This is a genomic window from Sinorhizobium garamanticum (genome assembly GCF_029892065.1).
Taxonomy (GTDB): domain Bacteria; phylum Pseudomonadota; class Alphaproteobacteria; order Rhizobiales; family Rhizobiaceae; genus Sinorhizobium; species Sinorhizobium garamanticum.
In genome coordinates this window covers 627,568-644,268 of sequence record NZ_CP120374.1, presented here as the reverse complement: position 1 = coordinate 644,268, position 16,701 = coordinate 627,568, and the positions used below count along the sequence as shown (strand labels likewise).

Here is a 16,701-nt window from a genome sequence, read left to right as displayed (position 1 = left end):
GGCGGTCTCCTGAGGACAATGCGGTCGATGTCCATGGAAGACTAAACTATCGGTACTATCACTCGTGAATCTCGGACACGAGTTGTCCTTAAACATTGTCCCCTTCAGTAGACGTTCCCTGAAATTTGCCGGCTTCACTCTTCGGGCCCCATTTCCATCCGATGATCGCAGGCATGTCGTCGCCATATTTTTCGATATATTCGCGATGCTCGATCAGTTTCGCGTGAATTGCCTGCTTGAAATAGGCCGCGCGCGCACCGAGTTGCGGCAGCCGGTCGATGACGTCCTCGACGAGGTGGAACCGGTCGAGCTCGTTCAGCACCACCATGTCGAACGGGGTCGTGGTCGTGCCTTCCTCCTTGTAGCCGCGCACATGAAGGTTGGGGTGGTTCTTTCTGCGATAGGTGAGCCGGTGGATCAGCCACGGGTAGCCGTGGAAGGCGAAGATGATCGGCTTGTCCCTCGTGAACAGGCCGTCGAAATCGCGGTCCGACAGCCCATGCGGATGCTCTTCCGCCGGCTGCAGCTTCATCAGGTTGACGACATTGATGACGCGGACCTTCAACTCCGGCAGATGCTCGCGGAGCAATTGCACCGCCGCCAGCGTTTCAAGCGTCGGAACGTCGCCGCAGCAGGCCATGACGACATCCGGTTCGCTGCCCTTGTCGCTGCTCGCCCAATCCCAGATGCTGACGCCCATGGCGCAGTGGCGGACGGCCTCCGACATCGTCAGCCATTGCGGTGCCGGCTGCTTGCCGGCGACGACCAAGTTGACGTAGTCGCGGCTGCGCAGGCAGTGGTCCGTCACGCACAGCAGCGTGTTGGCATCCGGCGGCAGGTAGACGCGGATCACGTCCGCCTTCTTGTTGACGACGTGGTCGATGAAGCCCGGATCCTGATGGCTGAAGCCGTTGTGGTCCTGCCGCCAGACATGGGAACTCAAGAAATAGTTCAGCGATCCGATGGGTCTGCGCCACGGGATCTCGTTGCACACCTTCAGCCACTTGGCGTGCTGGTTGAACATCGAGTCGATGATGTGGATGAAGGCTTCGTAGCAGGAGAAGAAGCCGTGGCGGCCGGTGAGCAGGTAGCCTTCCAGCCATCCCTGGCACTGGTGCTCGCTGAGCACCTCCATGACACGGCCATCCGGCGAGAGATGGTCGTCTTCCGGATAGATCTCCGCCATGTAGCAGCGGTTGGTCACCTCAAGCACATCCTGCCAGCGATTGGAGTTGTTCTCGTCCGGGCTGAACAGCCGGAAGTTCTTGCTCTCCATGTTCGCCTTCATCACGTCGCGCAGGAACTTGCCCATCGCGCGGGCCGACTCGGCCATAGTCGCGCCATGGCTGGTGACCTCCACGGCGTAATCCCTGAAGTCCGGCATCTTCAGATCACGCAAAACGAGCCCGCCATTGGCATGCGGATTGTCGCTCATTCGGCGATGGCCCTCAGGAGCGAGGGACGCGATTTCGGACTTGAGCCGGCCAGTCTCGTCGAAAAGGTCCTCGGGCCGGTAGCTTTTCATCCATTGTTCGAGAATGCGGATATGCTCCGGCTTGTCCATCTCGCCCATGGGCACCTGATGCGATCGCCAGTAGTCCTCGCATTTCTTGCCATCGATCTCCGGCGGGCATGTCCAGCCCTTTGGCGTCCGGAAGACAATCATCGGCCATGCCGGGCGCTTGAGATTGCCGTTCGTGCGGGCATTGGCCCAGATTTCCTTGATTTCGCCGACCACGGTGTCGAGCACGCCTGCGAGCTTCTGGTGGACGTCCTCGGGATCACGGCCTTCGACGAAATAGGGCCTGTAACCCATGCCCTCGAAGAACTTGCGCAATTCTTCCTCGGGAATGCGGGCGAGGAAGCAGGGGTTGGCGATCTTGTAGCCGTTCAGGTGCAGGATCGGCAGCACGCAGCCGTCGCGGGCCGGGTTGAGGAACTTGTTGCCCTGCCATCCGGTGGCAAGCGGCCCGGTCTCGGCTTCCCCGTCGCCGACGACGCAGGCGACGATCAGGTCGGGGTTATCGAATGCCGCGCCATAGGCATGGCTGAGCGCATATCCGAGCTCGCCGCCCTCGTGGATGCTGCCGGGTGTCTCGGGCGCGACGTGGCTCGGTATGCCGCCGGGGAAGCTGAACTGCTTGAAAAGCCGCTTCATGCCCGCCACATCCTGGCTGATATTCGGATAGACCTCGCTGTAGGTGCCTTCGAGGTAGGCGTGAGCGACGAGTGACGGCCCGCCGTGGCCGGGGCCTATGACGTAGATCATGTTGAGGTCGTCGCGCTTGATGACCCGGTTGAGGTGCACATAGAGCATGTTGAGGCCGGGGGAAGTCCCCCAATGGCCGAGCAATCGCGGCTTGATGTGCTCGCGCTTCAGCGGCTCTCTGAGCAGCGGGTTGTCGAGCAGGTAGATCTGGCCAACAGAGAGGTAGTTGGAAGCCCGCCAGTAAGCATCGATCAGATGCAGTTCCTCAGTCGACAGAGGACGAGTCGCCGCTGAATTCTCGACAGTGCCGTGATCCTTGCCGGTTGCAGTCTTGGTGGAAGACATGGGTCGCTCCTCCTGAGATAAGCGTGCGCCGTTCCATGCTGCGGCTGGGCAGCCATGGAGCGAATAGAGAATGTTACTTCAATTTCATCGACTGGGCACTGCGTTGAATCAATTCGGCTGTCCAGTTCGGACATAAATGGCACCACGACTCGGACCGCGAAATGCAGCGTTGCAGATGCCTTTGGGGCACGAAGATTTGGTCGACGCAGCACAGCGAAGCACGCATCCTGAAGCCAGATCCATTCACCCGCCGATACAACGGCAGAGCTACCGACTTCGAACGTAAACGCCGCATCGTCTTGCTCATTGTCCCAACAGACGAAGTACTGATCGTCGCGGCATGCGTTGGAGCTGGCCACGCGAAGTTCAATTTCGCGCCCTCTTGATCGAAGTCATAGCCAGTTCTGATCTCGACTGATATTGTCTAAAAGACCAGAGGATGCACGATGAATCACGATCTGGGGAGCATCGCGACGGCGCTAGTCGCAAAGGGGAAGGGCATTCTGGCGGCGGATGAAACCGTCCCCACTTTGACCAAGCGGTTCGACGCGCTTGGAATCCAATCCACCGAGGAAAGCCGACGCACCTACCGTGAAATGCTCTTCTTGGGCGCGGCAGAGTTCATCAGCGGAGTCATCATGTACGACGAGACTATCCGCCAAAAGAGCTCGGGTGGAGTACCGCTCGCCCAGCTCCTTTCCGACCAGGGAATCCTTCCTGGCATCAAGGTCGATACCGGCGCAAAGCATCTCGCCGGCTCCTCCGACGAGAAGATCACCGAAGGGCTCGACGGACTCCGGGACCGCCTTTCCGAGTACCGCGGTATGGGGGCATGCTTCGCGAAGTGGCGGGCAGTCATTCGTATTGCGGACGGCCTGCCGAGCACCGCATGCGTGAGTGCCAATGCACACGCCCTGGGCCGATACGCTGCGCTCTGTCAGGAGCAGCATCTCGTGCCGATCGTCGAACCGGAAGTGTTGATGGACGGATCGCACACAATCGAGCGCTGCGAAGAGGTCACTGGCGTGGTCCTTCACGCCGTGTTCCAGGCCCTCTTCGAGCAGCGTGTCGTGCTGGAGCACATGCTGCTCAAGCCCAACATGGTGATCGCGGGCGAGGCGTGCTCTCGTCCGGCTAAGGTGCAGGAGGTTGCAGTCGCCACACTCCGCTGTTTGCGTCGGCACGTCCCCGCGGCGGTCCCCGGCATCGTGTTCCTGTCGGGCGGCCAGGACGACCGGACTGCCACCGCTCACCTCAACGCGATCAACCGACTGCCCGGCCCCAAGCCCTGGAACATTAGTTTTTCCTATGGGCGCGCACTCCAGGATCCGGCGTTGACGGCGTGGCATGGGCGCGACGAGAACCTGAAGCTGGGTCAGCAGGCTCTTTACCACCGGGCTCGCTGCAACGGGGCGGCCAGTCTCGGGACGTACACCGATCAGATGGAGGCGATATCAGCCGGCGGGTAGTGCACCGGTATCACGGCCAGTCGTGCGACCAGTGATTCCGCTGGCGGCGCATGCTGGCGCCGGCTGGTCGGCACCCTGCAACGTCTGAGCCAGGAGGGCTGGACGTGAACGTATTCGTGATCAGGCATGGGGAGACTGAGTGGAGCCTAAGCGGACAGCACACCGGCACAACAGACGTCGCCTTGACCGATAACGGACGACGACAGGCGGAAAGGATGCGGCCAGTGCTGTCTAGGCAGACGTTTGCGCTCGTTCTCGTAAGCCCGCTGCAGCGCGCCCGGGAGACTTGTGACTTGGCGGGCCTCGGCGAGAGGGCCATCGTCGATCCAGGCTTGAAGGAATGGAATTACGGCGAATACGAGGGCCTGACGCCTCTTCAAATCGAGGCCAAAAGAGCGGACTGGTTGATTTTCCGGGATGGATGCCCGGGCGGCGAGACACCGTCGCAAGTTGGTGCTCGTGTGGATCAGGTCGTGGCCCGGGCGCGAGCTGCTGACGGCGATGTTGCCCTCTTCGCACATGGGCACGTGCTGCGCGTGCTCGCGGCGAGATGGATTGGGTTGTCACCGCGTGCAGGACAGCATTTTCTCCTGAATACGGGCACGTTGAGCGTTCTCGCCTACTACCACGAGATACCCGCAGTGAGGATCTGGAATGGACACCTCGCTGGCTAGCATCCTGCGGAGCGCTGGGGTGGCATCGCCCTTGCGCAGGCTGAGTCGGCGATCCGACTTGTCGTTAAGGTAGGAAAACGTTGATGGCAAAATCGGTCGACGGCCATGACGTGTCTACGGCGAGACGCAGTAGCGCTCCCGAGGTGATGGATTCCGGGCATGCGATCGCATTGCTCTCCAACGGTCGCTACAGCGTTATGGTCACTGCCGCAGGTGCCGGTTGCGGCACGTGGGGGGATCTTGACGTTACTCGATGGCGGGAGGACGTCACACGAGATTGCTGGGGGCAGTTTTGCTTCGTTCGAGACCTGGCAAACAACACGCTGTGGTCCATCGGAAAGCAACCAGTCTTCCGACCTGCGAACATCTACGAGCACGCTTTTCATGGAGACAGGGCCGAGTTCCGCTGTGGTGCCGAAGACATCGATATTTCCTGGAAAGTCTGCATCGCACCAGATGCCGACGCAGAAGTGCGGGCGCTTACGGTCGTCAACCATGGCAAGAGGAAACGAAGCCTCGAATTCACCAGCTATTCTGAGGTCTGCCTGAACAATCGCCGCGCGGACAGGGCGCACCCGGCGTTTGCCAAGCTCTTCGTGGAAACAGACTACGACGATGTTACGGGCGCCCTGTTTGCGCGTCGCAGGCCGCGCCATGCAGAAGAAAGACCAGTCTGGGCAATTCATGTTTCCTCATCTAGTCAGCAGGTCGGCGAGGTGCTCGAGTATGAGACCGATAGACTGAGATTCCTCGGACGCGGCCGCACGCCGGAAAATCCCGCGGCATTTGACGCAGGCACAACGCTTTCCAGGACGACAGGCCCCGTACTCGATGCGGTCTTCTGTCTCCGACGGAAAGTCAATCTGGAGCCAGGCGCCATCGCGCGCGTAGCTTTCGTGACGGGAGCCGCCGACAACCAACTGGCAGTCCGGGCAATCGCCGAGCGATACTCGAGTATCGATGCGGTCGATGAGACATTCTCTGACGCGCTGGAGAATTATCAAACCGAACGTCGCGACTTGAAGCTGACTGCAAACAAGGTCTCCCGATTTAACCGCCTGGCGGGCAGTATCGCGTTTGCTAATCCGACCACGCGGCGGACGGTTCTCTTCAAGAAAAGTCGATTGGACCGAGCGACCCTGTGGTCTCATGGAATTTCCGGCGATCTTCCGATCGTGTTGGTTCGCATCGATAGCGACAGCAACGAGGCCCTTGTTCGTGAGGTCACGATTGCGCACGACTTCTGCCGCCGCCGAGCTCTGCCATTTGACCTTGTCTTGTTTGATGAGCGTGGCGCCAGCAGCACGAGGCGACTGATCAGGAAACTGCAAGCCGGCTCGGAAGCCGAAATGCTGGGCAAGCGTGGAGGAATCTTTGTCTTGCCAGCGGCCACCGCCTCCGACGATCATGTGGAAACGGTCGCCGCCGCCGCGCGCGTCGTCTTGTCGAGTAAATCGGGCTCACTCGCCATTCAGCTTGATCGGCAATCCTCGGTCGCATGGCCTTCCTCAAAGATGACGGCATCTCGAGCAAGCCAGGTACTCGCGGAACCCACTGCCGCCCCGGACAAGGATTTGCTGTTTTGGAATGGATTCGGAGGCTTCACCGCTGACGGACGTGAATACGTCGTTGCAGTAGACGGGGTCAAATCGCAACCGCCGGCGCTGCCCCCGGCACCCTGGAGCAACGTCATCGCAAACCCGAGGCTTGGCTGCCTGACGACCGAAGCCGGGCTTGGCTATACATGGTCCGTCAACAGCCAGATGAACCGGCTGACGCCTTGGTCGAACGACCCGGTTTCAGACACGCCTGGCGAGGTCGTTTACTTGCGGGACGAAGAGACCGGAGAGGTCTGGACGCCAACGCCCTTGCCGCTCGGACATCGGGCGTTCGTGACTGTTCATCATGGCCAGGGCTACAGCCGCTATGAAAGTGACAGCCGAAAGCTCCAGCAGACGTTGACCGTGCATGTCCCGCCGAACGGCGAGATCAAGCTCGTTCGTCTCGGGTTGACCAACAATGACTCCCAAAGTCGGCATCTGTCGGCAACGTATTACGTCGAGTGGGTTCTGGGGACACATCGTGAAGACGCTGCGATGCAGGTCGTCTGCGAACGCGATGCCCATTCGGGAGCCATCGTGGCGCGGAACCCATGGGCCGCCGACTTTGCTGGAAATCTGGCGTTTGTGGCCGCCAGCCCAGCCGCGAATTCCGCCACGGCAGATCGCACAGAGTTTCTGGGCAGATACGGTTCCGTTTTTCGGCCGGCGGCCTTGGAGCGAACCAGCCTGGGGGAAAGTTTCGGTCCCCTGCAAGATCCCTGCGGAGCACTGATGGTAGGTATTTCGTTGGCACCCGGCGAGAGCAAGGAGATTATCTTTGTTCTTGGACAGGCAGCAGGGCTCGACGAGGTCCGCCGGCTTGTTGGCGACCACGCCGACGTCGGCCGTGCTCGTGAAAGCTTCGCCGCCACATCTCGCCAGTGGGACGACATTCTCAATGCCGTGCAGGTTTCAACGCCGGACATCGGCTTGAACTTGATGATGAATCGGTGGCTGTTGTACCAGGTGCTCGCTTGTCGAGTCTGGGCGCGCTCCGCGTTCTATCAGTCCGGAGGCGCGTTCGGCTTCAGGGATCAGCTCCAGGATGTGATGGCATTGGTCCACAGTGCGCCGAATGAGACTCGTTCGCAGATTCTGCGGGCGGCCGGCCGCCAATTCACGGAGGGCGACGTCCAACACTGGTGGCATCCTCCGTCCGGCGTCGGGGTGCGCACGCGCATGACCGATGACCTGTATTTTCTGCCTTTCGTGGTTCACCACTATGTTTCGACCACTGGCGATGTCCGCCTGCTCGATGAGCGGGTGCCATTCATCACATCGCCGGCGCTGAAGGAGGACCAGGAAGAGCACTTCGGCATTCCCGAACGCAGCGACGAGGCCGCTACGGTCTACGAGCACTGCGTCCGGGCGTTGGAACACGGGTTCCGGCTCGGCCGCCACGGCTTGCCGCTGATGGGAACGGGCGACTGGAACGACGGCATGAACAAGGTCGGAGCCGGGGGGAGAGGCGAAAGCGTCTGGAACGGCTGGTTCTTCTTGACCGTACTGAAGTCATTTGCGACGACCGCGTCTTCGCACGGCGACGAAGGCCGTGCCAGTTGGTGCCTCGAACGGGCCGAGGAACTGCGCGCTGCCCTGGAAGCAAACGCCTGGGACGGGGCTTGGTATCGCCGCGCCTATTTTGACGACGGCACGCCTCTCGGTTCATCCGCCAACGACGAGTGCCAGATCGATGCCATTCCACAGGCTTGGGCCGTCATCTCCGGCAGTGCCGACAGCGAGCGCGCGTCGAGGGCGATGGGCGCCGTCCATGAAAGGCTCGTGCGCCGGCGGGACAAACTGATCCAGTTGTTCGACCCGCCGTTCGACAAGGGATCCCTGCAGCCGGGCTATATCAAGGGCTATGTCCCCGGCATAAGGGAAAATGGCGGACAGTATACCCATGCAGCCACGTGGGTCGCGCTCGCTTCCGCACTCCAGGGAGACGGCGATCGGGCGCTCGAGCTTTGGAACCTGCTCAATCCGATCAATCACGCTTCGACGAAGCGGGATGCCGAGCATTACATGGTCGAGCCCTATGTCGTCAGCGCCGACGTCTATGGCGCACCGCCCCATACCGGACGTGGTGGCTGGACATGGTACACCGGATCAGCCGCCTGGTTGTATCGAGTGGCGCTGGAAGCCACCCTTGGACTGCGCCGACAAGACCAGACCCTCCGGTTTGAGCCCTGTGTTCCGGCAAGTTGGTCAGGTTACGAGTTGAGCTACAAGCATGGATCGGCGACATACCGCATCCGTTTCGACAACTCAAAGAAAGCCAGCCGGGGAGTGCGTTCCGTTACATTGGACGGAACCGTTCTTGCCGACGGAATCATTCCACTTAGTGACGACGGGCTGACGCACGACGTTCGTGTCGCGATTGGCTAGCGAACACGATACCGAGTGCTCTCTACTGGCTTTTCCGCTTGTGACGGCGTCCGTCCACCCGGACAGTAGGTGCGTGGATTCTGGTGAAAGCAATGGCGATTGCCACCTGCTACTGCAACGGTGATCCAAAAGTTTTCGTGCCGCGACGGTTCGGCCGAAACCGCCTGACGTCACTTTGCCTGATGGCGGCGCTCTCGGTGCTCCTCGCGATGCCCGCATTCGCGCAAGTGCCATCCGGAACGGCCCCGGGGGACCGGAATTTGGTGCACGCAAAATTTTTCTCATGCTGTTCCTGATGCTTGGCCCGATCAAGATTCTGGTTCCGTTCGTGGGCAAGACGCAGGGAAGAGCGATTCTGTTTTCCGCAGCCGCGCTTGCCCTTGCCGGTCTGCTCGGACGCAGCATGCTCGAGAATTTCGAGATCTCATTGCCGGTGCTCGCCCTGACCGGCGGCGTGATTCTGTTTCTTGTGGCTCTGCAAACAGTGCTGCAGCAATCTGCCAGCACCGCAAATCCCCCGAAACCGGTCAGCCAACCGCCCGATCTCAAACTGGCCTTCACGCCGCTGGCGTTCCCCGACGATAGTCACGCCCTATGGGGTTGCAGCGGTGATCGTGTTCGCAACGCTGGCCGGGAATCGATACGACGCCGAGTTGACCGTAGGCGGCACTGTGCTGCGAATCCTAGCATTGGACTGGACGGCGATGCTGTTTGCCGAAACCATCCTGAAATTTGGTGGAACGGCGCTTCAGGTATTTGCCGTTGTTCTTGGCGTTACTCAGGTCGCTCTCGGCTTGCAAGTGATCCTACACAGCCTGGCAATGATCGGCGTCTTCGCGGAACGCCCGATTTAGAGATTATGGTCCGGACGGAAGACATGCCGGCGAGCCGGGCGCTGGCATATAAGCCGGAATGTCGAGCCGCAACAGGAGACCGGTAACTTCTCCGGAGTTGAGCAAGACGCGTGTGTCTCGTTCACGGGGTCCTGAACGCAATCTCTTGGCTTGCGCCCGCGTTCTCAGGAAGGTGGCGCCAGTCGAGATTGGCAAATGAAGGGCCGCTCCGGGGTCAAGACCGGAGATTCCGGGTGCTCTCGGCGAATGACAGCCTTGGGTCGAGACGCGTCGATCGCAGCTTCCGAGGTAAGGTCTGGAAGGGACGCTAAGCGGACATTGTCGCCGTAAAGCCGGTTTGAGGCGGAAAAATTTACAAGTCTCCGTGCAGTCAGGCCCCCGCAACCATTTACTACTCCATACTATCCACCATAGCCGAAAACCACGATCCAGTACGCCAAAGCGCTACGATCAAATGCTAAATCCTCGCCGCAAAACACAAACTTCAAAATCGACAGGTGCAAAGCGGGGGCTGATCGCCAGCGCTGGGTAGCCGCCGCCTCAAGAATCGTGCCGGCGACTGGCAACACCGCACTCGGCCAAGGTTCGCCGAGAGATCATTCGCTCGTCTTCGACGCCGACGCGAGGAGAGGCCGGGCGCTGTCGGAGTTCGAGGCAATAGTGCTGATGGCGGTGGGATATTTCCAGCCGGTCTCCCACGGTGAGCTGTCAAAAATTTTTGGCAAGGAGGTTAGCCGGAACACCATCGCCGCGCTCTGGGGACGGGTTCCTGTCGTTGGGACCACGCCTCTCATTGCGACTATCGTTCCTGCCAGTGGTATGGCACGAGCGCTCTATCTCCCCGCCATTCCCTTACGATAGCGTCTTCGAACCAGTCATCGGTGAGATGAGCATGATCGAGAACGATCAGCTGGAAGGCAGGCCTGATCTCCTGGCACGCGTGAGCCATCAGCTTGAACAAGGCTTTCACAGCGGCCCGATCGGCATCCTTTTCAATCTGCTCGAGTCCGCCTTCCGAGATATCCGGTGGATAGTAGGCTTGTGTGGGCTGATCGAAAATGAGGAAGCCAGGTACGGGGCGGTCCCGTTCGCGAAGCCACCAGTGGATCGCAAGGTGGCTGAGCACGTGATAGCCCACCCAGTTTTCGCCACTTCCCATGCGGTTCAGCGGGATCGGCCCATCGAAGGTATTGGCGACCACCGTGAGCTTCTTGACGTCCAACCGCAGCGAGCTTCCACTGTGTTCCAGGTCGAGCAGGCCGGAATAGTCTGTCATCTTCTGGCTGATGAAGCTCAGGATCGTCTGCAGTCGTGACTCAATATCGTCGCTGTTGATGCGGGAGCGAACCGCAGCAATCAAGCCTTTGACCTGCTCGATCTCTGCTGCAAGCTCCACGTCGTCCCGATCCGGCGCCATCGATTCAAGAAATTCCGCGAGCCGGCCCAGGAAGCGGCCGCGCGACACGATCAGGTCCTGACGGGCCTTGGCTGCCTCATCATCGAGGACAGCGCGCTGTAGCTCCCTTTGAACCAGCTTCAGATTGTCGGTGGCTTCGCCAATCTTGCTTTCGAGATCCGCGATATGCCGTTGGATATGTGGGTTGTCGCGGTAGAGGCCATCAAGCTGGGTGCTGACCCGCCGCAACGAGTCCCGGACCTGCGTAACGCGTGGAATAGGGGATTCCAGTTGCGAATCGCAGAACGGGCATTGGTCCGGCGATTCAATGTCGGTCTTGAAGAGCTCGATGCTCTTTAGGCGGGATCGCTGTTCGCTGACCTCGCGGGAATATTCGGTCTGGTCGGAGAAAAAGGCTCGCGCGGCTCGAACGTCCTGATTGAGGTCTCCCAGACGCTCCTGCAGCGTGCTCTGCTCCCCACGGAGGCGCGCAATGGTCTCCCCGAAATCGGATGTGAGGTCGGGTTGATCGATAGCGCTCTCCCCGATCCTTGCCAGGAAGGCGAAAACACTATCGTCCACAGCCTGATAGTCCTGTCGGATCAGTCCGACCTTCTTTCCTTCGTTCAGGATCCTCGTCAATCGCGACCGGCTGACATCGACTGCCTGCACATGCTTGGCCTGCTGAGCTTCCAGAAGCCGCAACTTCTTTTGGAGTTCGTCCAACTCCGCGAAAAGCCGGAAATGATCTTCATCGACGGCCCCGAGAAAGTAGGGGAGGGTGTCTTTCATCGCTTGAGGCAGGAACTGCTCGTTCATCCGATGGAAGAGCTGGTCCTGGCTGGCGATGGTGTTCTGCTTCTGGAAGCAAAGGCAAAGCGCGTGTCCGATATCTGCTTCCAATGGCGGGCGGGTGCCTGAAGTTGGTCGGTGCTCGTTCTCCTGGATCCCCGCAAATCGCGTCACGAACTCCTTGAGGCTCTCCTCGGTGGTGTTTTTCGTTATCTCATCGAGGGAGGGATAGGCGAGGTTTCGACCGCGGCAGAAAAACACCATGGAACCCGTGCCGGCGCCCGGACCTGGGTTGTCACGGGCGATGAATACCTCGTCCTCGCCCTTGGCAATGTGCAGACCGAACCATGACACCTTCTTGCGGATCGTTCCCTCGGCGACATTGTAGCTGCCGCGACCAAGGCAGTAGTCGACGATATCAATGATCGCCGATTTGCCGGTCTTGGATTTGCCCGTGATGATATTCAGACCGGTTTCACGAAAAGGCACGATCTGCTGTTCGCCGGCGTGGCTATAGATAACGATTGCCTTGATGATGAAACTCATGGGCGTACTCCCAACGCCGCTGCGACGGAGGTTTCAGATCCGGATTTTGCAAGCCATCTACCCATGAACTTCGATCTATCTATGATTTCTTTGGTTTCTGCGGTGGTGTCGTCCATGAACGACTTTGGAAAGGTTGCACGGCGCTCTCCTGGCCGAAGGTTTCCCGCGCCATCAACAGCGATCGTCTTTGTCGCGAGCCCGAACAGCACGGCCTCCTTCAAATAGGGCGTGAGGTTCTGGGCTCTCGACGCAAATCCGATGAGCAGATCCTCGTTATCCTGCACCCAGGCATAGAGCGATGTGACCGTCGAATAGGGCAGCCGCTCCCGGCTGCTTCGGTGCAAGGCGGTCGAAAGCGCGAGGATCAGCAAGAAGAGCGACGCGCCATCGCGGCCGTCCTTGGTGAAGTCGCGCAAAAATTCGTGCGAAAGCGCGCAGAGAAACGAAGGGCCAAAGAGGTTCGCTTCTTCAGGCGGGCGCCGGGTCCAGGGATCAAGCCGCGGCATTATCAGCTCCGACCGAAAGATGATCTAAGTAGTTCGGATGCCAGCCCACCTTCACCCGATCCGCCAACCCGTGAAACGACCCTGCCGTGATCCAGGTCTCGATCACATTGCGGAATTCGATTTGCTGCTGGCTCGCCCAGTAAAAAACCTTTCGCCCCATTGCGTTCTTTGAAGCGTCATCGGCTGTGTGGGCGTCGCCGCACTCTTCGTCGAATTTGCGTCCCCAGGAATCCTGAAGCTTTGCCTCAAATCGCGCGACGTCGCCATCGAGTAGAAGGTTCTCTCGTGCCCATTTCGCTCGTTGAGTATTCGACCGGTAGAAATCTTGAATTCCGCGTTTTATCGCCGTCTCCGGCAACTGGATCAGACGCATCTGCTTGACGTAGGTCTCGTCTTCATCTTGGATCGAGTAGGGCCGCTCGCCAAATTCACTGGGATCGCTGACAGGCAGACCAACCGGACAGTAAAGTGCGGCAAATTCCTGTGCCTTGATTGCAATGTGCTGTACCGGAATATCCGTTGTCTCGACGCCAACGAGGCGTTTCGCAACCGCCCCTAGCCACCAGCCTTCAAGTGATTGCGCAACCTTATCGGCGGAACTGGCCGATAGGATGCGAAGCTCGCCTTCGACTTCGTCAAGAGCAGATCTGGCGCGCCATCCACCACGGTAATTGAAGCGAGCAATACGTCGGCTTCCTCGTCGGTCAGCGCCAGGAAGTCGTTACGGCCGCCTCGGATGACTTGTTGGCCGATGTGCGCGCCACCGCCGCCAGCCGCTCTTGCTGTCTTGCGTTCCGCGGGCCCACAGTTAGCGCGCAGCATGGCGAGGACTCCATCGTCAGGCGTCGTCGCGGTAGTGATCAGAAACCGTCGCGTGTCGGCATTCGAGAAGGAGCCTGTCCTCAGTTGCGAAATCCAGATGCGAAGGGTTTTCCAGACATCGACACTGTTATCGGTGACGTCCTTCGGACCGATATGATGCTTGGCTTGGACGACGCAATGCGCGAGATCTTCTTCATGGAAAGCTATATCATCGAACTTTTCAATCGAGATATGGCAATTCGGCTTGACCTTCATTTCGCGGATCGCAAGAAGTAAAGCCAATCTGCATTGATAGAGATAGCCGGCTAGCGAGCCGGATGCATTATACTGATTGGCTACTTGCAAGCGCTGCTCTCCAAGAAGTTGCCCCAGCAACGTAGTGTGATTTCGAAAAGAATTTCCAGGCAAAAAATTGAATTTCCACGATGTTCAACTAAACGTTGGGCGGGCGGTAGCATGTTTTATGTCCTTACCGACAAATCTTCAGAGCGTTACCTACCGCTTTGAACTGAGTTTTTCGTGTCTGTCATGCCAACGCCCCTTGGCTTAGAGGGCGCTACCGTCCACATCGCATGCATACCTATCAATGGTTTGAGAAAATCAGCCAGGGGTCGGGGGCGAGCCGGTTCAAGGCGATTGTGCCCCAATTCCATCAAAGCTGCGGCGCGAATTCTCTTATACGCTCAATGATCTGTTCGAAGGTGGGACGCTCTCGATAATATAGGGACCTCGTGCTGCGATAGGCTGCCTGATATTCAGCGAAGACGGCGTCGTTAGTGATGTTGAAGGCTAGATTGACCGTCAGGTCCCGCTCCTCAGACCGGAACCGCTTTTCCTTGTGCGCGAAGTAGCGGTCGCTGCCGAGAAATTCGAGAACCTCGGTATTTCCGAGAAGCGCGTAGACATCATAATAGTGGCGCAGGAAGTTCGCGGGGAATTCCTCGGTTTCGCGCTGCTTGCGGAATTTCGTGGAAATGGTCTGAAGCTTTTCCACTAGTGTGTAGCCGGGATGGTAGCAGGCGATACCGAGCGCGCGATTGTCAGCAATGTCCACCTTGTCGGCTGCAAAATCGTATGCCCATGAGCTGATGTCGACCGGCCGGTTTGGTGTAACATCGTCGAATCCGATTTCCAGGAGAACGCCTTCCTTCAGGTCCGTTTCATCGGAGGTTGCGGCGGGATAATGCACGCGGATGCCGCCGCTTCGAAACTTCTCGTCATCGAAGATATGATCCCGCTCAATGCTGGTTATTCCGTCGATCGAGATTTCTTCTGCCAGCCTGTCATAGAAATTCCGCCGGCTTTCGATCTGTTTCGGTTTGTCCTGATTGCGGCCGACGGCGACAGTCATTCCTTCAGGCGGATTTATCCTGAGATCGATGTCTTCGGAGAAGCGGTCGATAATTCCGAAGCCTTTGGAAAGCGATGTGCCGCCTTTCAATTCGAAGGAGTAACCTGCCTGCTTCAGGCCGAAGAGGCAATGCATGATCCAATAGTCTTTCTCGACGAGGGCAGGGAGAATGCCGATTTCCTCGCCGACAATGCGAAGCAGGTCTGCAAATTCCGGGTGCCGATGCAGATAATCAGCCATCAGCAGCTTCCAATTCGGCGAAGACGTCTTTGAAGAACTTCTTGGCCCGCACGCCGCCATAGTCTTCAGCGGCCTGTCGCAAGGCATTCTGATCGAGTTCTCTCGCCACCACCCTCGCGCGTTCCAGTACCTGGGTTTCGTCCTCGGCAAGCCGCTTAAGACTGTTGACCAGATCGACCAGTAGGAATTCTTTGGTTGCGACCGCTGGAAACTCAGGCTTCATCCGGAAATCATAGACCCGGTTGCCAAGCTTGAAGCGGCCATGGCGCTTCCTGTTATACACAACGGTTTCGTTATAAAGCTGTGTAGCGCCGACGCCGAGCGCATTATAGGCATTCGGCGTCAGCAGCAGAAACCGCTTGTCCTTGAGAAACGCTTCCACGAGATCGTGGTCACTGGCCGGAGCGCGCCCGAAGCTGGTGGGTTTCGGGCGCACGTAGACGCCGCCGGAGAGCTTTGTCAGCTCGCCGGCATCCAGCAACTTCCTGATGTCCCGATCCACAGAGGCGGTCCATCGCGTCAGGTCTGCCCTGCGATAGACCTTGCCCGGGATCAGATGTTGTTTCAGTTCGTCCAATCTGGCCATGTTTGTCACCTGACCTTCAAGATAGGGCAGAGGAAGGATTGTGCAAGTATTTTCATTTAAAATTCATGCACGCCGGAAACGCACCGGATGGCGTATCGCTGTCTGGTTGCTGCCGCCTGAAAGCGCCGATAATCGGTGGAGCCGGAGATAATCACCCGGCGAACCCATTCCAGAATTTCTTCGCGCTTGCTGAAGGGCAAGTTATTGAAATCGTCCGGCAGATGCCAGGCGAGCCGGCGCCGTTCGGCGGCACTGATATCGCTTCCGACGTCATGCCCCGAAGCCGACCGAGATTGATGGGGCAGTTTCCCCTTGAAATAGCCATCTGGCAGGCGATAGCGGCGCTCGATCCTGGAAAGGATATCAAACTGTCCAGCGACCGTGGCACCTTGGTGCCTTTCGTCCAGCTCAACAGTGTTCGTGCGATCGAAGGTTCCGTTCTCACCGGTCACGGCGCGATGGAGGTGCCAATACGTGTCTCCATGTCGGCGCATATGATAAATCAGAGCAAGCTGGAATTCCGCCGGATCATCCGTCCAATCGAAGAGCGGTTTCGGAAATTCTTCAACCGGCTTTGGTGCCACGCCAGTCTTCGCCTTCGTGGCCTGCGCGGCGTTTGATACAGAGGGGCTGATTTATTCGGTCGTGTGGTTGACACCCGTGATCAGGCGTGAAAATGCTCGGCTCGCCCATGCCGAGGGTCATCGACCGCAGGAAGGAGCCCTCGAAGTTCGGCACCAGCATCGTCGAAAGCACGATGGCCGAGATGGGAAAGCCGAACTTGCGCATAGCCGAGGACGCCGAAGAAGGCCCAGTATTCGGCCCTTTTGGCTCTGGAAATGGCAGTCGGCGCGAGTTGTAATCCGCAAATTTAGTACAACTCTCACACCGCTTTTCCAAGAGCAATCTTCGCAAACGCCTG

12 protein-coding genes and 3 pseudogenes are annotated in these 16,701 nt (G+C 58.8%); 6 read left to right on the top strand and 9 right to left on the bottom strand.

What is annotated here, in order from left to right; genetic code table 11:
- Positions 1 to 88: 88 nt before the first annotated feature.
- Positions 89 to 2,554 (bottom strand): phosphoketolase family protein, encoded by a 2,466-nt coding sequence (locus PZN02_RS23005; RefSeq protein WP_280662965.1) that lies wholly within the window; start codon positions 2,552 to 2,554, stop codon positions 89 to 91.
- 446 nt (positions 2,555 to 3,000) lie between these two features.
- On the opposite strand from PZN02_RS23005, the gene PZN02_RS23000 reads away from it, so the two are divergent.
- From PZN02_RS23000 to PZN02_RS22975, 6 genes and pseudogenes are all read left to right on the top strand, one after another.
- Positions 3,001 to 4,023 (top strand): class I fructose-bisphosphate aldolase, encoded by a 1,023-nt coding sequence (locus tag PZN02_RS23000; protein ID WP_280662964.1) that lies wholly within the window; start codon positions 3,001 to 3,003, stop codon positions 4,021 to 4,023.
- 104 nt (positions 4,024 to 4,127) lie between these two features.
- Entirely contained in the window at positions 4,128 to 4,697 is a 570-nt protein-coding gene (locus tag PZN02_RS22995) for a histidine phosphatase family protein (RefSeq protein WP_280662963.1), read from the top strand.
- Positions 4,698 to 4,780: 83 nt separating this feature from the next.
- Positions 4,781 to 8,686 carry a GH36-type glycosyl hydrolase domain-containing protein gene (locus PZN02_RS22990; protein WP_425336345.1) on the top strand — a complete coding sequence of 1,302 codons (3,906 nt, stop codon included), beginning with the start codon at positions 4,781 to 4,783 and terminating at the stop codon, positions 8,684 to 8,686.
- Positions 8,687 to 8,969: 283 nt separating this feature from the next.
- A pseudogene (locus PZN02_RS22985) lies at positions 8,970 to 9,203 on the top strand (MarC family protein); the annotation flags it as partial.
- Between the two features lie 91 nt (positions 9,204 to 9,294).
- Complete coding sequence (locus PZN02_RS22980) at positions 9,295 to 9,540, top strand: hypothetical protein (protein WP_280663336.1); 246 nt, start codon at positions 9,295 to 9,297, stop codon at positions 9,538 to 9,540.
- Positions 9,541 to 10,091: 551 nt separating this feature from the next.
- Positions 10,092 to 10,327: pseudogene (locus PZN02_RS22975) on the top strand (SMC-Scp complex subunit ScpB); the annotation flags it as partial.
- A gap of 12 nt (positions 10,328 to 10,339) precedes the next feature.
- On the opposite strand, the gene PZN02_RS22970 reads toward PZN02_RS22975, so the two are convergent.
- The 8 genes and pseudogenes from PZN02_RS22970 to PZN02_RS22935 form a co-directional block, all read right to left on the bottom strand.
- Positions 10,340 to 12,274 carry a DUF3732 domain-containing protein gene (locus tag PZN02_RS22970; protein ID WP_280662962.1) on the bottom strand — a complete coding sequence of 645 codons (1,935 nt, stop codon included), beginning with the start codon at positions 12,272 to 12,274 and terminating at the stop codon, positions 10,340 to 10,342.
- The gene (locus tag PZN02_RS22965; protein ID WP_280662961.1) at positions 12,271 to 12,780 is read right to left on the bottom strand and encodes a three component ABC system middle component; all 510 of its coding nucleotides are present in this window, start codon (positions 12,778 to 12,780) and stop codon (positions 12,271 to 12,273) included. Before PZN02_RS22965 ends, PZN02_RS22970 begins: the two co-directional genes overlap by 4 nt.
- Positions 12,767 to 13,153 carry an ABC-three component system protein gene (locus PZN02_RS22960; RefSeq protein WP_280662960.1) on the bottom strand — a complete coding sequence of 129 codons (387 nt, stop codon included), beginning with the start codon at positions 13,151 to 13,153 and terminating at the stop codon, positions 12,767 to 12,769. The genes PZN02_RS22965 and PZN02_RS22960 overlap by 14 nt, the downstream gene beginning before the upstream one ends.
- A 182-nt stretch (positions 13,154 to 13,335) precedes the next feature.
- Entirely contained in the window at positions 13,336 to 14,010 is a 675-nt protein-coding gene (locus tag PZN02_RS22955; RefSeq protein ID WP_280662959.1) for a hypothetical protein, read from the bottom strand.
- Between the two features lie 244 nt (positions 14,011 to 14,254).
- Entirely contained in the window at positions 14,255 to 15,193 is a 939-nt protein-coding gene (locus PZN02_RS22950) for a nucleotidyl transferase AbiEii/AbiGii toxin family protein (protein ID WP_280662958.1), read from the bottom strand.
- Positions 15,186 to 15,779 (bottom strand): hypothetical protein, encoded by a 594-nt coding sequence (locus PZN02_RS22945; RefSeq protein ID WP_280662957.1) that lies wholly within the window; start codon positions 15,777 to 15,779, stop codon positions 15,186 to 15,188. The genes PZN02_RS22950 and PZN02_RS22945 overlap by 8 nt, the downstream gene beginning before the upstream one ends.
- Positions 15,780 to 15,862: 83 nt before the next feature.
- A pseudogene (locus tag PZN02_RS22940) lies at positions 15,863 to 16,414 on the bottom strand (hypothetical protein); the annotation flags it as partial.
- Positions 16,344 to 16,568 (bottom strand): hypothetical protein, encoded by a 225-nt coding sequence (locus tag PZN02_RS22935; protein ID WP_280663335.1) that lies wholly within the window; start codon positions 16,566 to 16,568, stop codon positions 16,344 to 16,346. The gene PZN02_RS22935 and the pseudogene PZN02_RS22940, both read right to left, overlap by 71 nt.
- Positions 16,569 to 16,701: the final 133 nt, after the last annotated feature.